The sequence below is a fragment of the Geobacillus sp. FSL K6-0789 genome (assembly GCF_038593135.1).
Classification (GTDB): Bacteria; Bacillota; Bacilli; order Bacillales; family Anoxybacillaceae; genus Geobacillus; species Geobacillus stearothermophilus.
Map to the genome: position 1 here is coordinate 1,842,501 of NZ_CP151966.1, position 15,337 is coordinate 1,857,837.

Sequence of the window (15,337 nt, forward strand, 5' to 3'; positions counted from 1 at the left end):
ACGCTAACGCTTAGAGGTGGGAGATTTTGGGGAACACCCGCCCCACGGCAGGCTGTCAACCAAGCCATCCTCGTGCGTCCCACGGTTCGACTGCCTTACAACGACAGCAAACGAAACCAGCCCCCACTATCTACATTCGACTTGGCCTCCCGAATCGCTTCGACTGCTGTATGATATAATTTCTTAAAAAGAATATGTTGCAAGGAGCAGACCTCGAGGATCGCTATGTATATTTTTTAAGGAAGGAAGCAGCCGTGACCTATCCATTTTCTGCACTGCTTGACGGCTACCGCCGCCTTTGGCCGAACCGATCGCTGGCGGCCGGACCGCTTGATGAACAAGAAAGCCAAACTCTTTTGTATGAAACGATAAGGCAAGAGCTGCGCGATGAATGGACGCATCCGCGCGTGCGGCAATCGTCCGAAGTGAAGTTTTATTACGCCGTTAAGCGGGTGGCCGCTTCTGACTTGCCGGATGGCATGAAAGTAGCACTCATTCAAGCGTATTTGACGGTGATGGAACAATTGCAAGCCAATCATACATAAAACAGACGAATTCGATTCACACTACTGAGCGAAAAAACATTTCTTGTTAAGGAGGATGGCAGTTATGGCGTTAATTCCGTTTGACCCGTTCCGGCACTTAGAATCGATTCGCCGGGATATGAACCGCTTTTTTGCTAGTGATTTTCCATCGCTGTTCACTCATATGGATGAGCAGCACTGGATGCCGCGCATCGACATGCATGAAACGGCCAACGAATACGTCGTTTCGTGCGATTTACCGGGGCTGGAGCGGAAAGAGGATGTGCACATTGACGTGCAGAACAACATGTTGACCATCAGCGGCACGATTCAACGCCAACACGATGTAAGAGAAGAACAAATGCACCGGCGCGAACGCTTCTTTGGTCGCTTCCAGCGTTCGATCACCCTGCCGGCTGATGCGGCGACGGAAAACATTCGCGCGACGTACAAAAACGGTGTGCTTGACATTCATATCCCGAAAACAACGACAGGAACGAAAAAACGCGTTGATATCGAGTTCCATTAATGCAGAAGGGAGCGGCTTATCGACCGCTCCCCTTTTCGTTGCCCTCGCTGCTTGAGCGGATGACGAGCTCTGTCGGCACGACGACCTTTTTGCAAATCGCTCGTTTCGTCGTCAACCGTTCGATGAGCAGCTCAACCGCTGTTTCACCCATAAATTCTGTGTATACTTTCACCGTCGAAAGCGGCGGGTGAAGAAATGCTGCCGTCGGAATATCATTGAATCCGACAATCGCCGCCTCTTCCGGAACAGCGATCCCGGCTTCATGCAGCGCACGCAGGGCGCCAATCGCCATCGAATCACTGGCAATGAAAAACGCCGTCGGCAAGTCGCCGCCTGAAACAGCCTCTTTCATCAGCCGATAGCCATCTTCAGCAGTGAAGGCACCGATCCATACATAGCGGGAATCATACAGCCCTTTGACATACAAATATTCGTAAAACGCCGCTTCGCGCTCATCGCGGATCGGCGTTTCCCCGTCGACATATTCACGGCCGCCGATATAACCAATTTTCGTATGCCCCAACCGAAGCAAATAATCAAGCACTGTCACCGTCGCTTGACGCAAGTCGATGACGACTGAATCAAACCGATGCTCATCAGGCGAACAGTCGACAAACACAATTTGTTTGGCCCCGGCGGCAAAAACCTCGACTTCCTTCGGCCCGAATTTTCCGACAGCGATGATGCCATCGAGCGCCTCCATCCGTTCAATCGGATAGGCACCGTTTTGTTTAAACAATTTGACGAGTTCGATGCCGCGGTCAAAACACTCTTTTTCCACTCCGAGGCGAATCGCCATATAATACGGGTCATCGATTTCCTGGCGCTCCGAATACCAGTGAATGAGCCCGAAGCGAAACGATTCGCGCGCTTGCTGGCTTCGCTCCCGCAATGTTTTGTAGTTCAGCTCTTGGGCGACTTCAAAAATGCGCCTTCTCGTTTCATCGGAAACGGACAGCGTTGCATCGTAATTAAGCACGCGCGACACCGTCGCGACCGAAACGCCGACTTTTTCCGCGATTTCTTTTAACGTAGCCATCGTCTGTTTGCGATCCCTTCCTTATGTTTCATATGAAACGCGTTTTTTCGCCGCATTTAAACAAGAGACGACATGCGCTCCACCGCGTGCTGCAGAAAGCGGCGAAACGCATCCTTCCCTCGCTTGTCCCGCTTAAACACCCCGGCATGTTCCAACACGGTCACAAACCGTTGTCCGACTTCGTGCCGCAAAATGTCATGGACGTTGTCCTTCGTGATGTCCGGATAGGCCGAGTGAATGGCTTCGCACCAATCCCAATGTTTATGCATCGACTCGTCCCAGTCTTCTTTTTTTGTCCGATGCACGAGATAATCGGCCAGCGTCTCCAGTTCCACGGCAAGCCGTGCCGGCAGCACCGCCAGCCCCATCACTTCGATCAAGCCGATATTTTCTTTTTTAATATGATGCAATTCTTCATGCGGATGGAAAATGCCGTACGGATGTTCCGCTGACGTCCGGTTGTTGCGCAACACGATGTCCAACTCAAACAAATCGCCGCGCCGCCGGGCGATCGGGGTGATCGTGTTGTGCGGAACATCGCCGCTGTAGGCCATAATCTCGACGCTTGGGTCGCTGTACGTCCGCCATGTTTCATACAAAAAGGCAGCCGCATCCAACACGTCCTCTTTTGGTCCAGTCAAACGGATGACGGACATCGGCCAGCGCACAATGCCGGCTGTGACCGACGGAAACGATGGCAGCGGGATACACTCTTCGATCTCCGCCTTTTCCATCGCAAACGGATAACGCCCTCCTTGGAAATGGTCATGCACTAAAATCGAGCCGCCGACAATCGGCAAGTCGGCGTTCGAGCCAATGAAATAGTGCGGGAACTTTTCGACGAAATCGAGCAAGCGCTCAAGCGTCTTCCGCTCCATTTTCATCGGCACATGTTCGGCGGAAAAGACGATGCAATGTTCATGATAGTACACGTAGGGAGAATATTGGAAATACCACTGTTCATCCAATAACGTGATCGGGATGACACGGTGATTGGAACGGGCGGGATGACGCCACGTTCCTTCATACCCTTCGTTTTCTTTGCATAATACACATTTTGGATACGAGGATGACGGCATCTCTTTTAATTTGGCGATTTCCTTCGGGTCTTTTTCCGGCTTCGCCAAGTTAATGGTGATATCCAATTTTCCATAGATGGTTGACACTTTCCAGTGCTGATTGTTGGCGATGCGCGCCGTTTGAATGTAATTGGACGCTTGGCTCAACGAATAAAACCAGTCCGTCGCCTCCTGCGGGCTGCGGCGGTATCGCTCGTAAAAGGCGCGGATCACTTCCGACGGCCGCGGCATGACGCAGTCCATCAGTCTCGCATCCCATATATCGCGCTCGGTTGTGGTATTCGTTTCCAACAATCCTTGTTCATACGCCCAATCAATCATAGCGTCCAATACCGGGGCCGGCGAGGCCAAGGGAACGTCCTTGACCTCGGCCGGCTGCCATTCCGTGAGTCGGAGCGTCGCCAGCAGGCGGTTGCGCGCGTACACCACATCTTCCGGCGCTAAAAGGCCGCGTTGCTCGGCATAACGGATCAGTTGTTCAATCGCCGCAAAAATCGTTTCCATGTTTACACACCCCGATATCCGTTTGGCCGCGCTTTGTGCCACTCCCACGCCGAGGCGACGATATCCGTAATGGACAAGTATTTCGGCTCCCAGCCGAGCTCGCGCTTTGCTTTTTCCGATGAAGCGACAAGCCGCGCCGGGTCGCCCGGCCGCCGCGCCACGACGCGGGCAGGGATCGGGTGTCCGGTCACTTGCCGCGCCGCTTCGATCACTTCTTTGACGCTGAAGCCATTGCCGTTGCCGAGATTGTACACGTCACTGGACGCTCCATTCCGCAGTTTTTCAAGCGCCAACACGTGGGCATCGACGAGATCAAGCACATGGATGTAGTCGCGGATGCACGTGCCGTCGGGCGTGTCGTAGTCATCGCCGAAAACGGAAATTTCCTCGCGCTGGCCAAGCGGCACTTTTAAAATCAATGGAATCAGATGCGTCTCCGGGTTGTGGTCCTCACCGATTGTCGTGCCGTACGCCCCGGCGACATTAAAGTAGCGGAGCGAAATCGAGCGGATGCCGTAGGCGCGGTCCGCCCATTTCATCATTTTTTCCATCGCCAGCTTTGTTTCTCCGTACGCGTTTGTCGGTTCGGTCGGATCGGTTTCGATGATCGGGATTTGTTTCGGCTCCCCATACACGGCGGCGGTTGAAGAAAAGACGATTTGCTTGACACCAAATTCCTTCATCACTTCAAGCAGCACTTGTGTCCCGTACACGTTGTTGTCGTAATACTTCAGCGGCTCTTCCATGCTTTCACCGACCAATGAGTTCGCCGCAAAATGAATGACCGCCTCAATGTCATGCTGGCGAAACACCTTGCGCAAAAAATCGCGGTCGCGAATATCGCCTTGGCAAAACACAGCATCACGGTGAACCGCCTCCCGGTGCCCCGTCTGCAAGTTATCCACCACGACCACGCGCTCCCCTTTTTCAAGCAGACGGTACACCGCATGGCTGCCGATATACCCTGCCCCTCCGCAAACCAAAATCATCGGCTCATCTCCTCCAGTTCCGTGAGTTCTCTCGCCCCGTCACCAACGTCAACGACATAAAAGCTTGCTTCATAACCGATTTTTTCGGCATACGCGTTTCCGACCCGTTCAATGAAATCTTGAACGCATGCCTTTTTCACAATGTTCACCGTGCAGCCGCCGAATCCGGCTCCGGTCATGCGCGCCCCGACCGTTCCTTCGTGCGACCATGCGGCCTCCACGAGCGTATCAAGTTCGGCTCCGGTTACTTCATAGTCATGGCGCAGCGACAAATGCGACTGTTTCATCAACTCGCCAAAGCGGACGAGGTCTCCCTGCTCAAGCGCCTGGGCGGCTTCAAGCGTCCGCTCGTTTTCCGTCACCGCATGGCGAGCCCGCTTTCGTTCAAGCGGAGAAAGAAGATGTTCATAACGGGCCAGCTCTGCGCTTGTCAGCTCGCCGAGCGAGGCGATGTTCCGCACGCTTTGCAGCTTCGCGAGCGCCGCCTCGCACGTCGCCCGCCGCTCGTTGTACGCCGAGTCCGCCAGGCCGCGCTTTTTGTTTGTGTTCGCGATGACAATCGAACAATCGTTGAGCACGAGCGGCAAATAGCGGTGCTCGAGCGTCTGGCAGTTTAACAGAATGGCGCAATCTTGTTTCCCCATGCCGACGGCAAACTGATCCATAATGCCGCAATTGACGCCGATGTATTTATTTTCTACGGTTTGGCTCATTTTCACAAGCTCTAGCTGATCAAGCCCGCGCCTGAACAGTTCGTTGAGCATCACCGCGGTCACAAGCTCAATCGACGCGGATGACGACAGTCCTGCGCCGTTCGGGATCGTGCCGTAATACAAAATGTCCAATCCGGTCTCAAGCGGACGTAACGCTTGAAACGCGGCCAAGATCCCTTTCGGGTAGTTCGCCCAACCGTGCTCGCTCTGGTATGACAAGTCATCGTAAGAGACCGTGATCACTCCCGTTTCCGGGAAGTTTTGCGAATAAAAGCGGACAAACGGCTCATCCGTTTGCCGGACAAGCGCATACGTGCCGATCGCAAGCGCGCACGGCAGCACATGCCCGCCGTTGTAATCCGTATGCTCACCGATCAAATTGACGCGGCCGGGGGCGAAGAAAGCGCGGATGCCTTCGCCCAAGCCGCCGAAAAGTTCGATAAATTGCTGTTTTAAGATGGGGATCATGAGAGGGCCTCCTTCAAGCCTTTATAGTAAATATTATAGTTAATAATTTACTAAAAATCAACAGCGAAACAAAATCTTTTTTAATACGTATAATCGTTTGAGCATTTATTCACCTTAATAAATATAGGAAGGAGGCGGAGCGGAGATGGAAACGCGACAGATGTTGAAACAAGAACTCCAAACCATCACCCACTGGGAACACTCCCAAAAAGACCTATGGTTTTGGGAAAAGCTCGGCCGCTTGCCGTTTCAAGTGCTCGATAAGCTGACGCCAAAAGCCGTCCATCGAAAACTCGGGCAGCTGCTTGATGAATTGGGCAGCTATATTCAAAGCGGCGGGCAATACTTAGTGAATGAAGGAAAGGTATTGGACAAGCTTGGCGTATCGTCGTTGGCCGAAGTGCCGCACTTGCCGCTTGCGACGATGGATCGCGTTTGCGACGAGTTGATCGATGAGCGCGTCACGTTCGCCCAGCTGCAAGGGGCGGCGACTGGAATGGGCGGGGCGCTGACGCTGGCGGTGGACATCCCAGCGCTTCTCGGCTTAGCGCTGAAAACGCTGCAAGAGATCGCCATCGTGTACGGATATGACCCGAAGGAAAAAGAGGAGCGCGTGTTTGTCGTCAAATGCCTGCAGTTTGCCACGGCGGACATCGTCGGGAAAAAAGCGATTTTGGACGAACTTTCGTCGTTCTCCAATGAACGCGGGCGCGTCTTTTCCGAACTGCAAGGCTGGCGGGAAGTGATGATGACGTTCCGTGACCAATACGGGTGGAAAAAGCTGTTTCAAGCCGTTCCGATCATCGGTGTCATTTTCGGTTCGCTGTTTAACAAATCGTTTATGGAAGACATCGCCGAAACCGGGAAGATGCTCTATCGGAAGCGTCGCATCATCGAGAAGCTCAAACAGTTTGAACCCGGCATCTAAGACACCGGGTTCAATTCGTTTATGACAGGTGCATAGGCTCGAGCGACAGCATCCCTTCTTATCGTTGAACAGCTTTCAATCGCCACATCATGCTGATAAAATCGCCCAAGCGGTGCGGCACCGCCACTCCGGCATACATCAGCTCGTCGCCGCCGTAGACGCCAAGGCCTTCGATTTCATAGTCTTGATTCGGGTCAAGCCCTTTTAAGCGCAAGTGCGACAGCGGGGCGTTCGCTTCGGCCAGAACGCGGAAGTAGGCGACGAGCGCTTCCGACTGATCTTCCGAGACGAACATCCATGCCGCCTCGTTGCCTTCAAACGGGCTGAGCAGCCGATAAAACGTGCCGAACTGGACGAGGCGGCGCACATCTTTGTAAAACGCGACTTGTTCCTTAATGATTTGTTTTTCTGTTTCCGTCAATTTCGTGATATCGAGCTCATAGCCGAAGTTGCCTGACATCGCCACATGGCCGCGCGTCTTGAGGGACGTCACCCGCCCGACTTGATGGTTCGGCACGGCCGAGACGTGGGCGCCCATGGCGCTCACTGGGTAAACGAGGCTTGTACCGTACTGGATTTTCAGGCGCGAGACAGCGTCAGTGTTGTCGCTCGTCCATGTTTGCGGCATATAATAGAGAATCCCCGGGTCAAACCGCCCTCCGCCTCCGGAGCAGCTTTCAAACAAAATGTGCGGAAAACGCGCGGTGATCTCGTCCATCACGCGATAGAGCCCAAGCATATAGCGGTGCGACGTTTCGCGCTGGCGCTCGGGCGGCAGGGCGGCCGAACCGATTTCCGTCATATGGCGGTTCATGTCCCATTTCACATAAGTGATGGGGGCGCTCGCAAGCACGTTCGAGATCGTTTCAATCATATAGTCGCACACGTCTTGGCGGGAATAATCGAGCACAAGCTGGTTCCGTCCTTCAGAGCGCGGGCGGTTCGGCACATGGAGACACCAGTCGGGATGTTTCCGATACAGCTCGCTGTTTGGCGACACCATTTCCGGTTCGATCCATAAGCCGAACTGCAGCCCGAGTTCGTTCACTTGTTTCGCCAGTCCGTTCAGGCCATTGGGGAGTTTGCGCCGATTGACCACCCAATCACCGAGGGAACGGCGGTCGTCATCGCGTTCGCCAAACCAGCCGTCGTCAAGCACAAACAGTTCGATGCCAAGCTCCGCCGCTGTTCGGGCGATATTCATGATCTTTTCTTCATTGAAGTCAAAATACGTTGCTTCCCAGTTATTGATCAAGATCGGGCGTTCGCGGTCGCGGAACGCGCCGCGCGCTAGGCGGGTGCGGTACAGTTCGTGGTACGTTTGCGACATTCCGTTTAACCCTTGATCGGAGTAGACCATAACGACTTCCGGCGTTTGGAACGACTCGCCCGGTTCCAATAGCCACGTAAAATCAAACGGATTGATGCCCATCGAGACGCGGGCAGTGCGGAACTGGTCCACCTCGACTTGGGCGAGGAAATTGCCGCTGTACACCAAGCTGAACCCGTACACTTCGCCTTGATGTTCATCGACGTTTTTGGCAGCGAGCGCAATAAACGGATTTTGTTGGTGGCTGCTCGCGCCGCGGCGGCTTTCCGCCGCTTGCACGCCGGTCAGAAGCGGGAGCCGCTCGATCCAGCGCTCGCGCCCCCACGCTCCGGGGAGATGGATCCAATCATAGTCAGCAGTTGGGAAATCGACGCTCATACTGAGCGCGCGCAGTAGCTTTAACCGCTCGCCGCCTTTGTTTTCAAAATGGGCCGCGCGCGTGATGACGTTCCATTTTTCATACGCCGTATACTGCAACGTGACTTCTAGACCGATCAGCGCATCTAAAAGGACAATTTCAAGCGTCTCCGCTTCCTGTTCATGCTCCACGTATGTCGCCGGCAGCCCGTTCAGTCTAGGCTTCCCTTTGTAAATGCGGTGCGTTTTGTAGCGCAAATCGGTCACCGTCGAGCCATTCTCAAGCTGCACTTGATACGCCGGAGCCCGGAAATCGGTATTCCCATAGGCTGGATATTCTTGTGGCAGCGTATCGAGCGAAAACGTGCGGTCGGATGGGTCGGGGTTAGGGGAAAACGCGCGATCGAGCCGTGGAAACGCCTCCGCGCCCCGAACAGCGCGCACCGCTTTTCCCCAATAAACATGCGCCAAATAGCCGGAGCGAACGATCTGCATGACATATGTTGTGTCATTGGCTTTGAGATAAAACGTTTTATTGGTTGGATCAAATACAATTGCCATATCATTATCCTCCTAAACAAGATTCTTCACTCTGTGAACACAAACGTAAACGGACAAATACGCGCAAACCGGCTTGTTCTTATGCACGTTTACTTGATTGCCCCTCTTGTGACACCGCCAATAATCCATTTTTGGGCAAACAAGTAGACGATGATCATCGGAGACAACGCCATTAAATAGGAAGCGAACGCTAAGTTGTAGTCCGTGCCGAACTTGGACTGAAATACATATTGAACCAACGGAAGCGTCATATCGGACTGGTCGCTCAGCACAATCAACGGCAATAAAAAGTCATTCCATGCCCATAGACAAGTCAGAATGGCAACGGTAGCGTTAATCGGCGCCATAAGCGGGAAAACCACGCGCCAAAACACGCCCCATGTACTGAACCCATCCATAATCGCCGCTTCTTCCAACTCCTTTGGAATCGAACGGATATACCCGACGTAAATAAAGATATTAAACGCAATACCATAGACGACATACAGAAAAACGAGTCCGCTAGGATTATTCATCCCGAATGCGGATGTTTGCTTGACAATCGGCAACATAATAATCGGAAACGGAATAAACAAGGCGCTGACAAAGTAATAATACAAAAACTTAAAAAATTTCCGGTGCATATTGCGAGCAATGGCATAAGCGACCATCGAATTCGTTATAATGGTCAAAACAACGGTGGTTACTGTGATAAATGCGCTGTTTTTAAACGCTTGAAAAAAGTTCGTGGCCTCGATCGCTTTTGCAAAATTTTCCACATGCAGGCCGACCGGCAGCGACAGCACTGAGTCTGCCAACTCCTCCGGCGTTTTTAACGCGATGGACACCGTCATGTACAAAGGAAACAAAATGAACAGCGCCCCGACCGCAATCAACAATGTGGCAACCCAGTTTGTTTTCTTGGCCATCACATATCCACTTCCCGTTTTTGTAAAAATTTAATCTGCAGAATCGATACCGCCATAATGACAATAAAGTAAATGACCGAGTTCGCAGATTGGTAAGCAAACTCCCCGCCCTGAAATCCGCCGTTGTAAATGAGCAATGAAATCGATTCAGTAGCCCGTCCGGGCCCCCCACCTGTCAACGCCACAACTTGGTCAAATACCATTAAAAAGTTTTTCATCGCCAACACCATATTGATCGTAAAAAACGGCGCAATCATCGGAAACGTAATATGCCGGAAATTTTGCCATTTACTCGCTCCGTCTAGGCTAGAAGCCTCATACAGCTCTGAGGGAACCGTTTGCAGTCCCGCCAAATATAAAATCGTATTAAGGGCGCACGCCTGCCATACGGCGACAATGACAATGCCGACCCATGCCCATTTTTCGCTTCCTAAAATATTCGTCGAAAGCGCCTCAATCCCCAGTTTCTCTCCCCATAAAGGGAGCACGTTAGCAAACAAGTAGTTGAAAATATAGCCTACAATCAGCACGCTTAAAACATTCGGCAAAAAATACACGGCGCGGAAAAAATTTTTGAACTTAATTTTTTCATTCAACCCTATAGCGATCGCTAAACTGAGCACATTGACGAGCACGGTCGACACAATGGCAAACTGAAATGTAAACAAGTACGAATGCCATACGTTTTCGTCCCGAAACAAGTAGTAGTAATTTTTCAATCCAACAAAGTCGTACGTTAAGCTTAATCCGTCCCAATTGGTAAAGGAATAGAAAATGCCTTGGAGGGCCGGAAAGGTGTGAAATACCGCAAATAACACGACAGCCGGGACGGTCATCAAGTAAATCGCGATGTTTTTCGGTTTTTTGATTTTCTTGAAAATAGGCAATGAAACGCTTCGTTCCCTTGTCACGACAACCTCTTTCCGCATCGTATCACCTCCTAATGATAAGAGGGGGAGAAAAACCGAGGGACTCCCCCTATTTTCTTCCCGTTTCTCCTTCTTGCCTAATTACTTACGCTCTTTCACTTTTTCCCACTCGGCGTCCATTGTTTTTAAAAACTTCTCCACATCTTGATCATGCGTCAACTGTTGCAACAAATTGGCCAAATTGATGCTCGGCGGAATATAATGGTCTGGAAAATCAACGAGCGCCCCCTTGGCAAAGCTTTCTTTTAATCCTTCCAACGTCGGATCCTCCTGCGTTAATCCCTTGATGGCCGAGAGCGCATTTTGTTCAGCCATGTACGCCTTTGCATTTTCCTCTTTTAATAAGAAGTCGATAAATTTCTTTGCTTCTTTCGGATGTTTTGATGTTTTCGAGATCGCAAAAAGAAGATCAACACCGGATACTAATTTGGTTTGTTCCGGATTATTTGTTACAGGATACGGGAATACGCCAAGTTCAATGTTCGGATTGGCCTTTTTAATTTCCGGAATCGCCCAGATGCCTTGCAAGTACATCGCCGACTCGCCTTTGGCAAACGCCACATTGCCATCCGCATACCCTTTGCCAAATTGATCTTTATGCCCGTACTTCAACAGCTCCACAAATTTTTCCGTTGCTTCTTTATACCCTTTTTCAAAACTTGTCTTGCCTTTATTTAAATCTTGGAAAAACGTTTCCCCTTGCGTGTTGGCTGCCAAAGCGTTGTAAGCAGGCAATGTCGTCCACGCATCTTTAAACGTAAAGTAAAACGGCGTTTTTCCGGCTGCTTTGATCTTTTCGGCTGCAGCTATAAACTCATCCCATGTTTTCGGAACACTCAAACCAAGTTCTTTGAAGATGGCTTTGTTGTAAATGACGGCATCCGCATTGGCCGCATAAGGAATGGCATACACTTGTTCCAGTCCACTGACGTCTTTTACCATTTGAATATACGAAGGTTGAATGTTGTTCAGTTCCGGCGCTTTCGTGACATCTTCAAACATCCCCGCTTTGGCGAGTTCCGCAAATGTCGTATCGGCGCCAACCCCAACGATATCGGGCATGTCTCGTTTAGCGGCGCGGGTTTTTAATACTGTTTCTGCATCGGGCGGATTGGCGTTGACAACATCAATGTTTGGGTTTTCTTTTTCAAATTTTTCAATCAGTTTATCGAATGTTCCCCTTGCTTCGGATTTGTAATGGAAAAACTCAATTTTGACTTTTCCGCCTGATTCGCTTGCGTTTTGTTCCGTTTTGTTTCCGCATGCGGTAAGCAGCGAAAAAGTTAATGCACTGGACATGACGAGTGCGAGTGCTTTTTTCATCTTCCATGTTCCCCCTTTTCCCTTTGCTAACATGTACGGCTTCATTCAACAGCCATCCGTTTTTTTGTTAAGTTGTCAGCGCTTACTTTTTTTGTTACATAGCTTCCTGCTATGATTCTCGCCGCTCACCCCCTTTATGTATTTTGACCGCGTTTTGCACAGCTTTCCCGAATGATAAGTTCCGCCGGAGTGACGATTTTAACCGGAATGTTCCGGTTCCCCGTCCTCCGCTCATGCAGCGCGTTTGCAGCGAGTCTCCCCATTTCATGCGCGTATATTTTCACTGTTGAAAGGGGCGGGTTCAAAAATGCTGCGGCGTCAATGTCATCGAAACTAATGATAGATATGTCTTCCGGAACTTTAAGGTTTGCCTGGTGAATCGCGTGTAGAGCCCCGATCGCCATCGGGTCGCTAGCGATCACAAACGCGCTTGGCAAATCACCAGAGTCAATCGCCGTCTTCATCAATTCGTATCCGCCCACCGGCCCCCAGTCGCCGACAAATACATGGTACGGCTCATAAAGTCCAAGCGCTTTCATTTTTTTCTCAAATGTCCGTTTCCGTATATCATCAACTTCGTAACTTTTTCCGCCATTAAACTTTTTGATCGTTTCCGATCCGCCGATATAGCCAATTCGCGTATGGCCAAGGGCGATTAAGTAATCAATGATTTTCTCTGTAGCCGCTTCCAAATCGGAGCAAACCACATCGTACCCGTCTACATCAATAACTTGGGTTATGAATATGATAGGGCGTTCCTCTGGAAAATGGCGCTGAATGTCGTCGGGATCAATACCGCCAATCACAATTAGCCCGTCAAACTGGCTTAAGTCTTGTATATCTGTTCCGCTGTTTACCCGGATGACGGAAGAGACGTGCAACGGCAATTGTTTGCACTGCTCTTCAATCCCGTAGCGGATAGAACTAAAATACGGATCTGTCGTTTCCTCATGCTGGGATACCGCGAGCAACAAAGCAATGTTATAACATTCAGACTCCTTCGTTTTCGGCGGATTAGCCCGGTTCGTACTGCGTCTCCGCACCGGTTTATAATTAAGCTCTTTAGCAATCTCAAAGACACGCTGGCGCGTTTCCTCGGAAACGGAGAGAGTGGCATCGTTATTTAAAATTCTTGATACCGTTGCGATTGATACATTCGCTTTTTCGGCAATATCTTTCATCGTAATCATTATGCATTACACACTACCTTTTAGTTAAATTAACTTATTTATTTAAGTAAAATATAACAAACAAAATAGTAAAAGTCAATAAAATATTTAAATTTACCCAAAATTTACCTCAATTTAGTTTTGGAACACATACATATTCGACCACTATTTTACTGAAATTAACCCCCAAAAAAGGCGCTCAAAATCGAGCGCCGATCCCCTCTAAACCCTCTATTTATTCATGATCCTCCGGTCATCATCTTCTGCTACCAACACCGCTTGACGCAGCGCTTGTTCCAGTTCTTTCGTGTACGTTGCCTTCTCTTCCCCCGTCCACCCCAAATGCCGCGCCATAAACGCGATAACCGCTTCTTTTTCCCGCCGGACGGCGTCGATGTCAAACAGCAGCGCCCCGGTGCGGCGGATGAAGTAGTCGACTGGTTTGACCGCCATTTCTTCCTCGATGGCGTAGACGAGGCGGACGAACGTTTCGCGCGTTAAGCCGGACGAGCGGTCGTACTCGCTGCTTAACGCAAACAACCGGTCGACATTTGTGCCGTACTGTTTTGCCAGCCGCGCCCCTTGTTCTTCTGTCAGCCCATAGCGCGCCGCTTCCTTCGCCTTTTCGGCGATGAAGGCCGGCAACCGATGCGAGCCGCCGACATCGCCGCCGGAAATTGGCAGCTGTTTCGTTTGGCACGGACGGAACGTTTTTCCCTCTTCTTTTTCCAATTGTTTGGCGACGAGGTCAACGACCGTTTCTGCCATTTTCCGATAGCCGGTCAGTTTGCCGCCAGCGATCGTGATGAGGCCGGATGGCGATGTCCAAATCTCGTCTTTGCGGGAAATTTCCGACGGGTCTTTCCCTTCTTCATAAATGAGCGGACGGACGCCAGCCCAGCTCGACTCGACATCATCAGCGGTGATGCCGACGGACGGGAACATGTAGTGAATCCCCTGCAATAAGTAATCACGGTCTTCTTCGGTCATGGCCGGATGAGCAGGATCATCGTCATAAAATGTATCGGTCGTGCCGACATACGTTTTCCCATCCCGCGGAATGGCAAACACCATCCGGCCGTCCGGGGTGTCAAAATAGACGGCCTGCTTGAGCGGAAAACGCTTTTGATCGATGACGATATGGACGCCTTTTGTTAGCCGAAGCCGCTTGCCGGTTTTCGATCCGTCTTTGTCGCGCAGCGCATCAACCCACGGTCCGGCGGCATTGACGACTTTTTTGGCGCGGATGTCATATACTCGTCCGCCGAGCAAGTCGCGGCAGCGGGCGCCGGTGATGCGGCCGCGCTCGTCATACAAAAAGCGCCTGCTCGACATCGTCGACCGTGCGGATGAGGCCGCCGGCGTAAATCGGTTTTCCCGTCCGTTCTTTCACTTCGCGGATGATGTGCGGCATGGCGCCCGGGATGACTTCGATGCAGTCCGGATTCGTTTTGACGATCAGCTGGTAGCTTTTCTCTAAAGCGTGGGAATCGAGCAAAAAGATGCGTTGCACGGCCAAGACTCGTTTTTGCCGCGCCTTCATAATGACGCCCGCTTTCGTGGAAATGAGGCCATGAGGGCGGAACTCTTGGCAAAGGTATTCCGCCGCATGTTCATCATGGCTCAGCCCTTGCACCAAGTCGACGTGAATGAGCAACTCCTTGCCATGCCGGCACGCATAGGCAAAGATGCTTTTTAACTGGGCAATATGTACCTCAAGCAATACACCGACCGTGTACCCGCTTGACAAAAAGGCGTCAAATTGCTTCATCGTTTTAATAGCCGGAATGATGCGCTGTTTCGCTTCCATTTTCTTTTCTTCGATTCATCCTCTCATTTTGTCGATCTCATCTAGGCATGACAGTGACATCATTGTCCGCGGTTTGCATGTCGCGATTTTCACCCCGCGCTTGCGGAACTTCTCGACAACGTAATGAATCGCTTTTTTGCCTGCCGTCTCTTCGCCATGGGAATGTCCCATGTCTCT

The 15,337-nt window shown here is 51.2% G+C and carries 14 protein-coding genes and 1 pseudogene; 3 read left to right on the top strand and 12 right to left on the bottom strand.

The window, feature by feature from the left end; genetic code table 11:
- Positions 1–254 precede the first annotated feature (254 nt).
- Positions 255–545 (top strand): hypothetical protein, encoded by a 291-nt coding sequence (locus NSQ51_RS09660; protein WP_011231630.1) that lies wholly within the window; start codon positions 255–257, stop codon positions 543–545.
- A gap of 64 nt (positions 546–609) precedes the next feature.
- Positions 610–1,053, top strand: coding sequence for an Hsp20/alpha crystallin family protein (locus tag NSQ51_RS09665; RefSeq protein WP_049624911.1), 444 nt, complete (start codon positions 610–612; stop codon positions 1,051–1,053).
- Positions 1,054–1,069: 16 nt separating this feature from the next.
- Here the strand turns inward: NSQ51_RS09665 and NSQ51_RS09670 are convergent, their stop codons facing one another.
- Genes NSQ51_RS09670 through NSQ51_RS09685 form a run of 4 tightly spaced genes read right to left on the bottom strand, consistent with a single transcriptional unit; the run spans position 1,070 to position 5,845 of the window.
- Positions 1,070–2,092, bottom strand: coding sequence for a LacI family DNA-binding transcriptional regulator (locus NSQ51_RS09670; RefSeq protein WP_015375239.1), 1,023 nt, complete (start codon positions 2,090–2,092; stop codon positions 1,070–1,072).
- 56 nt (positions 2,093–2,148) lie between these two features.
- Positions 2,149–3,675: a UDP-glucose--hexose-1-phosphate uridylyltransferase gene (galT, locus tag NSQ51_RS09675; RefSeq protein ID WP_121649926.1), complete on the bottom strand. Its 1,527-nt coding sequence runs from the start codon at positions 3,673–3,675 to the stop codon at positions 2,149–2,151.
- Between the two features lie 2 nt (positions 3,676–3,677).
- Positions 3,678–4,664: a UDP-glucose 4-epimerase GalE gene (galE, locus tag NSQ51_RS09680; RefSeq protein ID WP_049624914.1), complete on the bottom strand. Its 987-nt coding sequence runs from the start codon at positions 4,662–4,664 to the stop codon at positions 3,678–3,680.
- A complete protein-coding gene (locus tag NSQ51_RS09685) occupies positions 4,661–5,845 on the bottom strand; it encodes a galactokinase (protein ID WP_033014041.1) in 1,185 nt (394 codons plus the stop codon). Before NSQ51_RS09685 ends, galE begins: the two co-directional genes overlap by 4 nt.
- Before the next feature lie 145 nt (positions 5,846–5,990).
- Here NSQ51_RS09685 and NSQ51_RS09690 point away from each other — a divergent pair, with 145 nt between their 5' ends.
- The gene (locus NSQ51_RS09690) at positions 5,991–6,773 is read left to right on the top strand and encodes an EcsC family protein (RefSeq protein WP_049624916.1); all 783 of its coding nucleotides are present in this window, start codon (positions 5,991–5,993) and stop codon (positions 6,771–6,773) included.
- Positions 6,774–6,831: 58 nt separating this feature from the next.
- Here the strand turns inward: NSQ51_RS09690 and NSQ51_RS09695 are convergent, their stop codons facing one another.
- The 8 genes and pseudogenes from NSQ51_RS09695 to NSQ51_RS09730 all read right to left on the bottom strand — a co-directional run bounded on the left by NSQ51_RS09695 (position 6,832) and on the right by NSQ51_RS09730 (position 15,331).
- Complete coding sequence (locus NSQ51_RS09695) at positions 6,832–9,021, bottom strand: alpha-galactosidase (protein ID WP_121649927.1); 2,190 nt, start codon at positions 9,019–9,021, stop codon at positions 6,832–6,834.
- 89 nt (positions 9,022–9,110) lie between these two features.
- Positions 9,111–9,929 carry a carbohydrate ABC transporter permease gene (locus tag NSQ51_RS09700; RefSeq protein WP_121649928.1) on the bottom strand — a complete coding sequence of 273 codons (819 nt, stop codon included), beginning with the start codon at positions 9,927–9,929 and terminating at the stop codon, positions 9,111–9,113.
- Entirely contained in the window at positions 9,929–10,765 is an 837-nt protein-coding gene (locus NSQ51_RS09705) for a sugar ABC transporter permease (RefSeq protein ID WP_049626403.1), read from the bottom strand. Before NSQ51_RS09705 ends, NSQ51_RS09700 begins: the two co-directional genes overlap by 1 nt.
- 174 nt (positions 10,766–10,939) lie before the next feature.
- Complete coding sequence (locus tag NSQ51_RS09710; RefSeq protein WP_121649929.1) at positions 10,940–12,181, bottom strand: extracellular solute-binding protein; 1,242 nt, start codon at positions 12,179–12,181, stop codon at positions 10,940–10,942.
- Between the two features lie 134 nt (positions 12,182–12,315).
- A complete protein-coding gene (locus NSQ51_RS09715) occupies positions 12,316–13,371 on the bottom strand; it encodes a LacI family DNA-binding transcriptional regulator (RefSeq protein WP_121649930.1) in 1,056 nt (351 codons plus the stop codon).
- A 210-nt stretch (positions 13,372–13,581) separates the two neighbouring features.
- Positions 13,582–14,673, bottom strand: a pseudogene (locus NSQ51_RS09720) (glycerol-3-phosphate dehydrogenase/oxidase); the annotation flags it as partial.
- Complete coding sequence (locus tag NSQ51_RS09725) at positions 14,660–15,160, bottom strand: glycerol-3-phosphate responsive antiterminator (RefSeq protein WP_049624921.1); 501 nt, start codon at positions 15,158–15,160, stop codon at positions 14,660–14,662. The gene NSQ51_RS09725 and the pseudogene NSQ51_RS09720, both read right to left, overlap by 14 nt.
- A 15-nt stretch (positions 15,161–15,175) precedes the next feature.
- Positions 15,176–15,331, bottom strand: coding sequence for a hypothetical protein (locus tag NSQ51_RS09730; RefSeq protein WP_162839629.1), 156 nt, complete (start codon positions 15,329–15,331; stop codon positions 15,176–15,178).
- Between the last annotated feature and the right edge of the window lie 6 nt (positions 15,332–15,337).